Genomic DNA, 9,006 nt, shown 5'->3' with positions numbered 1-9,006 from the left:
AAGTCATTAATGACGACAGCTTCCATCCCCACCTGCTAGCCGAAGAGTACTTGCCTCACGACCGTGTCTTCTTGAAGGGACTCAGCCCAGAAGAACGCCTCAAAATTCTCGAATTGGAAGGCGTCATCCTCGAAGTTCTTACAGGCTTCCGTTCTGGTCGCGCAGACACTCCTGGCCAAAATGAGCCTCGCCCTAATTTTAATCCAGACAGCACAACCCTGACTAAACGCTATAGCTCGGCAGCACAGGAATTGGAGTGCGGGACCCGTACGATTCGTCGCTGGTGCAAACAGTATTACCAGAACGGACTGGCTGGTCTCCGGGACCGCCGTACCGAGGGTCACCGTGTCAGCCAATGGAAGGGACGCGCTCTACAAGACATCATCGAAAAGGTGTCTGATCAAGCCGGGGATAGCAGCACCGTCACCCGCCGTGTGCTAATTGGGAGAATTCGACGCATATACAAGGCAGATCACCCAGGCGCTCCCTTCCCCAGCGACCGTACTCTCTACCGCCTCACCGACATGGTCAGCGCAAAAAAAGGACTCACCCAGCAAGCCAAGACCCGCCAGGGTAAAGCCCGTAATACTCAGGGGATCCACTACACCCTGATTGCCAGCCGCCTCGGCGAGTATGTGATGATCGACGTGTCCCCCTGGGATATCCTTCTACGCAGCATTCACCACCCGGACCAACCTCGCCGGTACCGCATGCTGGTTGCGTTAGACCTCTACCACAGGGGTATCGTAGGTTTCAGCCTGCATGCTGAGGAACCTAAGGATGTTGATGCTGCCTTTCTGCTCCACGACATCGTGAACCCGAAATATATGATGCCTGGCTGGCCGTCCCAGATGCGCTATCCATACGTCGGGGCACCTGAATCACTCGTGATCGATCAACATCAGCTCGGACCAGACGTCCAGCTAACGGCTCAAGGGTTCGTCGCTCCCAGCAGTGTGACCATCGACAACGGAAAAATATTCACTTCCCGAGTCTTCCAAGACGCCTGCCGGCGCCTCGGCATCACAATTATCATCAGCCGGCCTTACACCCCTACAGACAAGGGTGCCGTTGAGCGCTTCTTCGGCACGGTGGAACGGGAGTTCGCCTCACAGTTCATCGGATACGTTGGTCAGAACACCGCGCACCGTGGAAAAGATCCCCCAGTCGAGCAGTTACATTGGGTAGACGAGTTCCAGGACGCCTTTCTTAACTATTACTGCTCTATATATATGCGCAAGCCGCACGACGGCCTCACGCACCCGATTCACCCCAAAAAGTCACTCTCGCCGGCAGAGATGTTCGATATCGGCCTGCGAACGGGCGGCATGATCCGCGTTCCTTTGGACGCTGATGTGTATTACCAACTTCTTCCTTCTACGACTAAGAAGGTCACTGCGTCAGGGGTTAGCTCCTTCGGTCTGAAATATGACCATGAGGGCCTCAGTTTCCTACGAGGTGATAAGCGCAAGCACGAGTTTTCCTACGATCCCCGCGACCTGCGCTACTTGTACTACCGCAACGAGAATGGGGTTTGGCTGCGGCTACATCGGAAACCTGCCGACTTCCCGCACCTCCCGTTCACAGAAGCCATGCTGCGTGCCGCCTGCTCGGATGCCGATGTCAATCTCAGGATCACTGGTGAGGAGGCTAATGAACGCCTTGACATCATCATTCGCGGCATGGAGGACCTGACTCGCAAGCGGAAACGCAGCCGACCGGAGGCAACAGCTGCCAGTCGCCTTAGCCGTGTTGAAGAGGACCGCCACCGTACTGCGGCACCCCTTCCCATTGACTCTCCAGTCTCCGCAGTACCGCCGCTTCCCTCCTCCATTCCTGCCAGCCTCACTGACGTGGAATTCACAACTGCTGCTGATGACGCCGACCTCACAGACTACTTCTCATGACTGAAATCAAACTCAAAGGCCTCACGCCACGCCGTAACATCCACACCCTTGAAGGCTGGCGAGACTTTATCAACGCTCCTCGCAGCTACGTCGTTGAGCGCGCCTCAGCAGAGGCGCGGGCTGCCTGGACAGAGGAACAGCAGCGCGCGTATGAACTTGCCCGTGATAAGCATCACGCTAATCTCCCCGTGATCGTCACCCCAGAAGTCAAGCACATTCTGGGTGACATCCGTCTGCAGCTTGAAGCTAACATCCACTCCTCCAGCACTGTATGCGGCGCCGTCCTCACCGGCCCTGCGACGTATGGTAAGAGCACAGCGCTGGGTGAGGTTGGACGTCAATACGAACTGTGGTTCCGAAGATCTTACCCGCCTGAAAACCCGGACCACGCCACTATGATCATCCCAGTGGTCAAAGTGGGGCTAAGCGAAAAAGCCACTACCAAAAGCCTGAACGCCTCTATTGCCCACTTTTACGGCGTTGCCCTTAGCTCCCGTGACCGCACCCGGGACGAGTATCAGAGGATCATCCGTGACCGCGTCGCTTTGCACCACACCAAGGTCATTATCATTGACGATATTCATTACCTCAGTCGTAAGGCTCGCGTTGGGCAAGCTAACGCTCGCCACTTAGATGACAAGAGCCTTGCTACCCTTCAAAGCATTAACAATCACATCAAGACTCTCGCAGATGAACTCGGCGTAACATTTATCTTCGGCGGCATCAATGTGGATGGTACTGGCCTGTTCGACGAGGGCAACATGACCGATACCTACTTCTCGCAGGTCGGCGGCCGTATGAAACGCTATGAACTCACAGGCTTCCCTCGAGGGAGTGCTGTCTGGAAGAGTCTTGTAGATACCTTTGAAAAGCAACTTCTCCTTGATCAGCACGAGCCCGGTACCTTAGTAAAATTGTCCGATTACCTGTATCAGCGCACGAACGGCAGTATAGGCAGTCTCACAAATATGCTTAAAGTTGCTAGCAAGCTTGCAATACTTACGAAGGGCGAGCGCATTGATCACGAACTTCTCCGGGAAATCGTCCTAGATCGCAACGCTGAGGAGAACTTCCGGCTAGTCATGGGTCAATCGGGAACGATCTGATGGACGTTCTGAAATGAGAATCGGTCTCCGGCAGTTCACGTTTGCTCCCCGGCCAAAGTTAGGGCAAAGCTTTGCCTCATACATGGAAACTACCGCCGCAGAGTTAGTGCCGCCAGTTGACCTGCTCACCTTGCTACTCAGCATCGGAATCATTGAGGAAGACCATCAGCGTGCCCTACCCATCGCCTATGGCATGACGCTGACCGAGCAGCAGATAGACAACATGTCCTTCACGCTCCGACTTTCTAGGCAGGACATCGCGCAACTCCTTCTCACGCATTACGACGGCCGAGTATTCACGCTTGCACCGATGGACCCTCGCCATAAGAATGCCTCCACCAGCGCCGTGCGTAAGAACTCTACTCTCTTCACTACTCAGCGCCTTTGCCCTTGTTGCATGCAAGAGGAGCCTTATTTTCGGCTTGCTCACCGCCTGCCTTGGATGTTCTTATGTAGCACTCACAAGGTTCTCCTCAGTAGTACCTGCCCACGTTGCGTTCGACCCCATGGCAACTTCCGTCAGAGCATGGGTGGTATGCCCAGCTACCCAACTGTGGTGCCAGATCCCAGAACCTGCCGCAATCCCCCAGCCACCGGCGAGGCAGATGCGGGACGCGCCGCACAATCCTGTGGTCAGCCCCTCGCAGAACTCGTTACTACAGACGTATCCGGTTACCCACGCGTACTGCATGCCCAAAAAGTCATTGAGGATGTGCTCAGCACTGGGCAAGGTCAGGTTTCGGGGGAAATGGTCACTGGCGTCGAATACTTCGATTACCTTCGCAGTGTTCTTTCACTGCTTGACTACGGCGCCGATCCTGAGGATCTCGGCGAGGGCCTCCCACCTATTGCCTTGGAAACCGCTAGGCGACACGCTGTAGAACGTGGCTTCGGCAAAGATGCGGTAAAGCGACGCTATCGGAGCTCTCCTACGACTTGGACACCCGAATGGATGTGCGCGTTCCTGCCAACCGCTGTCGAACTTCTCGCCTCATCTACCTTGGATACTCTAAGTGAAAATCTGAGCCCTTTACTTGATCAGGCACGCCGCTTCAAGACCCACAGTTTCCGAACACTTAGCAAGTATTTCAAACTAAAGGGCCTGCTGCTCAAAGCCTTCGACACTGCAGTGCTGCCTCAGGCATCTGCGAAACGGCGCTCAGGGTATATCAGCCCTTACAGCCACCACCCGGATCGGCCGTACGCCTTTGAGCCGGACGCTATTCCCCAACTACTTTGGCCAAGGGCATACATGGAGGAATTCGCCCCTCTGTTCGAAGGCACAGAGATGGGCTCACGGCATATCCGGTCTTTCATCACTATGGACCTTGTGCGCCTGTGTGGTGAGTATAGCTGGGTAGAGGCCGCTCGAGAACTTGGATTCCTGCCTGGTCAGGCAACTGGCAGTGCCAACAAAGCTGTCGGCCTTCTCAATAGCCGGGGGGTGTATTCCACCTACCTTGAACGCCTACATAATGTGGCGGCCCATTTGGAGAGCGTAGAGTCACCATTCAATTTTGGGCAGTGCAGGCGGCGCTTTGCCGATCTACTCGCTTTCCCCTTTGAGGATTGGAGACTCGAAATGCAGGCCAGAGATCTCCATCCAGGGAAGCCAGGCGGAAAGAATAAGTGGGCTGCTGCCCACGCTTGGGCGCTCCTTACTGCTGGGCATCCACGGCGCGCCCCAGTCTTCAGAGAACTTGGTGAGCGGGAGTACAAGAACCAGCTGGAAATTTTCTATCGCTTCAATCGCGACCATCTAGACAACCTCTGGCCGCTGATCCGCGCGCTCTCCATTCAATTCACGGATTTTGAAACGCTTGCTGGCGAGGCCGAACTCGGCGCTCAGGAGAAGTAACTGCTTGAGGGAAGGATTGCAACCCAGTGCGAGAAGTACTGGGTTGCAATCTCCTCTTTAAACTCCCACTCTTATGTCAGGTGACGCAATGATTCAGGAGTTGACGGCCCGACAGAAAGATGTCCTTAAAGAAATCTCTCGACTCGAAATCAAGAACGAAACCATCACCACACGGCTTCTGGCTGACATCATGAACATACCTCGCCAGAACATTCGGATATATGTCAAAGCGCTACAAGACCTTGGCTACGCTCAGTACCATGCTGCTGAGCGGCACACAGCCATCATTCGCATTACCAATGAAGGGTGGGCCTACCTTGGCCAGCCCAATCCCCACATCCGCCTGTCACTCCCTATCCTTCGTGAGGTTCTCGTCGGCGTCCCAGATCACGTTGAGGAACACATTGAAGGCTATGTTACCCATATCCAAGACGTCCTCGACGTCCGTGACGGTGATTTTCTCCTGCGTGTCCATAGTGACAGCATGATTGGCATTGGTATCTATCCGGGCGATTATGTTGTTATCCACCCCACCAACATGGAGCCGGTCAACGGCGAAGTCGCTCTGGTTGCGGTTCCTGGAGATAGCACTGCTACCCTGAAGCGCTGGCAGCGCCACAACGGAACTGTCACGCTTCACAGTGAAAGTCCCGCATACGCCTCCATGACCTATCACACCTCAGACGTGATAGTGCAGGGCTATCTGCTCGGCCATATCGGCTCTGGGCGCACCCGGATCCGGAAATAAATCCAAATAGCTATGCCTCAGGCGCGCTGTTTGACCTCGGTCATATCCACTAACAGCCTGAAGCTCGCTTCCTTTATATCCTGTCATCCTGCACTGCACCTTTGTAGATACTCATCAGCTTGCCCGTTATCGCTCCAGTAACTTTCTCACGACCTGAGCAGTAGGCCCGCTGTGCGTCGAGGATGTGACAAGCTGATCATGCTCTTCAAATAAGCGACGGTACACTCGTGTGCGAAACTCTGTTTCTACCCAACCTGCAACCAGGAAGACGTTACGGTCATCGAAAAGGCCAGAGTGAACCCCCATCCGAAAGAGGAGGCGGTCTCTGGTTTTCTCCTTTAAGAGATTGTCGTCGTGAATCCACCAATTGCCCACCCAGTCGATTCTGCCCCTAAAGAGGGTAGCGAGAGCTTCACTCCACCCCAGCGTAAACCGATGATCGATGTCGAGTTGCTCACGCTGATCCTTGGAGTACCAATGTGGAGAGCCGACTGAACTGACGAACACGATATGAAGGGTGTCTTGTTCATGGTAGCCGAAAAGCAGACCCCCACGGCTCATCGCCGTGGAATATGTTTGTCGTCGAAGAAACTCTGTTGCCTCATCGGTTAAGGCGACCAAGCTTGGCAGCTCAGTGAGCTCATTAGATAGGTCTAATGGCTGAGGTGAAGTCCAAAATAGGCGCTCTTGTATTCTCATCATATGTTTCTCCAAAGCGACGTCAAGATCGGCAACATCTCAAGTTTGGCAACTACCTTATTCGCCAGTTGAGCCATCGATGTGGAATCTGCTGAGGTTCAGCTTCCTGAACATTTAGAGCTACAAGTTGACCAGCCTGAAGATGTCCTTGTGCATGTAGGGTGCTCCCACTGGGGAACGGCGCTTCTGTACCCCAGCGAAATACCACCTGAAAGGGTGTTGCTTTGGCGCGTTCGGGATAAACCGTCAGGCTGTGTGCTGACCCATGTTGCAGGCCCAACGCCGACCAGAACGTTCTTGTCTGGCTGGGAAGAGGAAGATTTGCGGAGCGCAACCGGTATAGGTGGAGGGGTTCAAGAAGATATCCATCCTGATTGGTTCTGAAGTGCAATGTGGCTCGGTGCGTCCCCTGCATCACTAATCCCAGACGCAGCACTTCAGTGCTGGCTCGTGCTCTATGGCGCTGGCCATCCTGAAACACCACGTCGACGTAGGCTCCTGTGCCTGGATCGTCAACCTGAATGTCAGCGAGTAAGAAGGCATGGAAACCACGGGGTATTTTGGGGACGACTTTTAAATCCACTGACACGACAAACTCCTGAAAACAAACGACCACCGCCTTTGGCCAATGATTGGCGTCAAGGTGCGGTGGTCTAGGTGCTAAGAAAAGGAAATTGGATTGAGCGCCTGAATGACGCAGCTGCACTATACCTCACTCTGATGCATATATGCCGTAGAGTGTCGGCGGTGGCCCTGCAAGCGTGAGGGCATGGCCACCGAAGGCAACCGTGGCACGGCTCAGGACGATTCACGTACCCCGATTTCGACGGCATTCGGGCAGCACATCCGGCAGAGTCGTTTACGACTCGGGGTCTCTCAGGAAGAGCTGGCGGCCCGCGCTCACCTGGACCGCACCTTCGTGGGACGCGTAGAGCGAGGTGAATTCCGCATCAGTCTGGAAAATGCTGCGGCACTGGCGCAGGCCTGCGGTGAACCGCTCTGGCAGATTCTGCAGCGCATAGGCGAGTGAGCAGGGGCGTTGACGGCCGGTCAAACTCCTGAGTCACTCCCTCTAGGAGAAGGGCAGAAGGAGGGTGTGATGGGCCACTGGGACAGGCTGACGCCGCTCATGCAAGAAATCATCTCGACCAAAGCAGGCAGCGCTGCGGTTCATGCTGCGGTCAGCAGCCCACAGGGCTACGCGCACGTCTGCGTCAATGGACGACGCATCTTCATCGCCACGCGTGAGGGCCTGGCTAACCTCCCCCAATTTCCGGAGCCCTGCCGTTCCCAGACCTTGCCTTTCTCCAGCCACTGTTCGCGCCTCAAGGGCTCTCCAGAGCGGTGATAGGTCAGCAGTCCACGTAAATAGTTACCCAGGGCAGCAGTGAGCACCATTCGAGATAAGCCCCGGAGGGTCAAATGGCAATTTACACGGTGTGGTTCGATTATTCCGCGACCGGTGAAGGCTGGCGTGAGGAAATTGGAGTTGTCCATGCCACGGCCGCTGAAGAAGGGGTCACCGCCTTCTTCGACCTCATCAAGATGCTTGAGCAGGTTCGGGAGAAGTTCAGGAGAGGAATTGAGATTACTGAAGGAGTGAATCGCCCTTTTCTGGCGCGGTGGTTGACAGAAGCGCGGATGGACAGTCTGGAGCGCACCCTGGTTTACGCGGGCTATTGGCGCATGAGCTATGCCGTCAACGGAGGCTGAAGAGAGAAAGCCGCCACTAGCCGGTAGGGCAGGCCGGTGACCAACGGCATTGGTGACATCACTGTCGTCTTGAGGAGTGACCGTCAGTTCCCTCGGTGCCTGCTTCTTCTGCGGCGTTGAAGCCGAGGAGCTCAGCCACTGTGAGTTCGGTCGCCTCTGCTAAGCGGTAGAGCATGCTCAGCCTCAGGTCCTTTTTTCCATTTTCCAGCATGCCGACGTAGGAGCGGTGAACGCCGGCGCGGTCAGCGAAATCATCCTGATTCAGCCCCAGACGGAGCCGTGCAGCTTGGAGGCGAAGGCCAATGGCGCGAAGTCGCTCAGTGTGCGCCGTAGACGCTGACATGCGTCTTAGGCTGCCTGCCTGTCCACCACTGAGCGACTTGCCGAAACAAGTCTTGCTATAACAAGAGTATGAACTTTATGTTGCGCTCGACGTTGGCGGGTCTCGCTCTCATCGTCCCTTCCTTCTCACTCGCTCAGACGGTGAAAAAAGGCGACTTGAGCTATAGCACGCCAAGCTGCACGTTTGTCAGTCGGGGGACCGTAGATTGTCGTCTGACGGTGACGTATACCGGCAAGGAAGCCGCGAGTCGCATCGTGGTCTGGACGCAGGAGACGAAAGCCTACGACGCAGCGGGCGCGACCTACATCAGTGTGTCCGGCACAGGCGGGGGCGAAGAAAGTGCCAATCAATTGCCGGTTGATCTCCCGAAGGGCATTCCAGTGCAGGTGGTGCACCGATTTGCCGGACTTCCAGGCACATTGACCGGCTTCCGTGGCCTGGCCTTCGATGGCATCTCGTTCCAGAACCTGCCGTTTAAATCAACGGCCGCTGTCCCCGCACCTGCGCCATTGCCAGCCTCTACAGGCGTTCCAACGGGTTTTAACGTGACCCTGAGTCGCTGTAGTCCCCAAGGAGCCAGTTATCTCTGCACCGCAACCCTGACGCCCGTCCGCTAATTGAAACGGACCGCA

Annotated in this window: 8 protein-coding genes; 7 read left to right on the top strand and 1 reads right to left on the bottom strand. The window is 55.5% G+C overall.

The genetic code is table 11. The features are described 5' to 3' along the window. From K7W42_RS16745 to K7W42_RS16720, 6 genes are all read left to right on the top strand, one after another. Positions 1 to 1,907, top strand: a 1,907-nt coding sequence (locus K7W42_RS16745) for a TnsB C-terminal domain-containing protein (protein WP_224575990.1), incomplete at its 5' end; no start/stop codon positions are given. Continuing rightward, a complete protein-coding gene (locus K7W42_RS16740; RefSeq protein ID WP_224575989.1) occupies positions 1,904 to 3,013 on the top strand; it encodes an ATP-binding protein in 1,110 nt (369 codons plus the stop codon). The genes K7W42_RS16745 and K7W42_RS16740, both read left to right, overlap by 4 nt. 13 nt (positions 3,014 to 3,026) lie before the next feature. Continuing rightward, on the top strand, positions 3,027 to 4,871 hold the full coding sequence (locus tag K7W42_RS16735) for a TniQ family protein (protein ID WP_224575987.1): 1,845 nt from the start codon (positions 3,027 to 3,029) through the stop codon (positions 4,869 to 4,871). Between the two features lie 88 nt (positions 4,872 to 4,959). Then, entirely contained in the window at positions 4,960 to 5,619 is a 660-nt protein-coding gene (locus K7W42_RS16730; protein WP_224575986.1) for a LexA family protein, read from the top strand. A 1,468-nt stretch (positions 5,620 to 7,087) separates the two neighbouring features. Then, the gene (locus K7W42_RS16725; protein WP_224575985.1) at positions 7,088 to 7,348 is read left to right on the top strand and encodes a helix-turn-helix domain-containing protein; all 261 of its coding nucleotides are present in this window, start codon (positions 7,088 to 7,090) and stop codon (positions 7,346 to 7,348) included. A 392-nt stretch (positions 7,349 to 7,740) separates the two neighbouring features. Beyond that, entirely contained in the window at positions 7,741 to 8,031 is a 291-nt protein-coding gene (locus tag K7W42_RS16720; RefSeq protein ID WP_224575984.1) for a hypothetical protein, read from the top strand. Positions 8,032 to 8,089: 58 nt separating this feature from the next. On the opposite strand, the gene K7W42_RS23315 is transcribed toward K7W42_RS16720, so the two are convergent. Then, entirely contained in the window at positions 8,090 to 8,374 is a 285-nt protein-coding gene (locus K7W42_RS23315) for a helix-turn-helix domain-containing protein (RefSeq protein WP_224575983.1), read from the bottom strand. A gap of 68 nt (positions 8,375 to 8,442) precedes the next feature. On the opposite strand from K7W42_RS23315, the gene K7W42_RS16710 reads away from it, so the two are divergent. After that, positions 8,443 to 8,991: a hypothetical protein gene (locus tag K7W42_RS16710; RefSeq protein ID WP_224575982.1), complete on the top strand. Its 549-nt coding sequence runs from the start codon at positions 8,443 to 8,445 to the stop codon at positions 8,989 to 8,991. Positions 8,992 to 9,006 lie beyond the last annotated feature (15 nt).

Source organism: Deinococcus betulae (assembly GCF_020166395.1).
Lineage (GTDB): Bacteria > Deinococcota > Deinococci > Deinococcales > Deinococcaceae > Deinococcus > Deinococcus betulae.
The sequence above is the reverse complement of the archived record's forward strand: the minus strand, read 5'-3'. Positions and strand labels throughout refer to the sequence as shown.

Excerpts from the sequence above, each read along its gene's own strand:
- K7W42_RS16740 (WP_224575989.1), top strand. The coding sequence starts at position 1,904 with ATGACTGAAATCAAACTCAAAGGCCTCACGCCACGCCGTAACATCCAC.
- K7W42_RS16735 (WP_224575987.1), top strand. The coding sequence starts at position 3,027 with ATGAGAATCGGTCTCCGGCAGTTCACGTTTGCTCCCCGGCCAAAGTTA.
- K7W42_RS16730 (WP_224575986.1), top strand. The coding sequence starts at position 4,960 with ATGATTCAGGAGTTGACGGCCCGACAGAAAGATGTCCTTAAAGAAATC.
- K7W42_RS16725 (WP_224575985.1), top strand. The coding sequence starts at position 7,088 with ATGGCCACCGAAGGCAACCGTGGCACGGCTCAGGACGATTCACGTACC.
- K7W42_RS16720 (WP_224575984.1), top strand. The coding sequence starts at position 7,741 with ATGGCAATTTACACGGTGTGGTTCGATTATTCCGCGACCGGTGAAGGC.
- K7W42_RS23315 (WP_224575983.1), bottom strand. The coding sequence starts at position 8,374 with ATGTCAGCGTCTACGGCGCACACTGAGCGACTTCGCGCCATTGGCCTT.
- K7W42_RS16710 (WP_224575982.1), top strand. The coding sequence starts at position 8,443 with ATGAACTTTATGTTGCGCTCGACGTTGGCGGGTCTCGCTCTCATCGTC.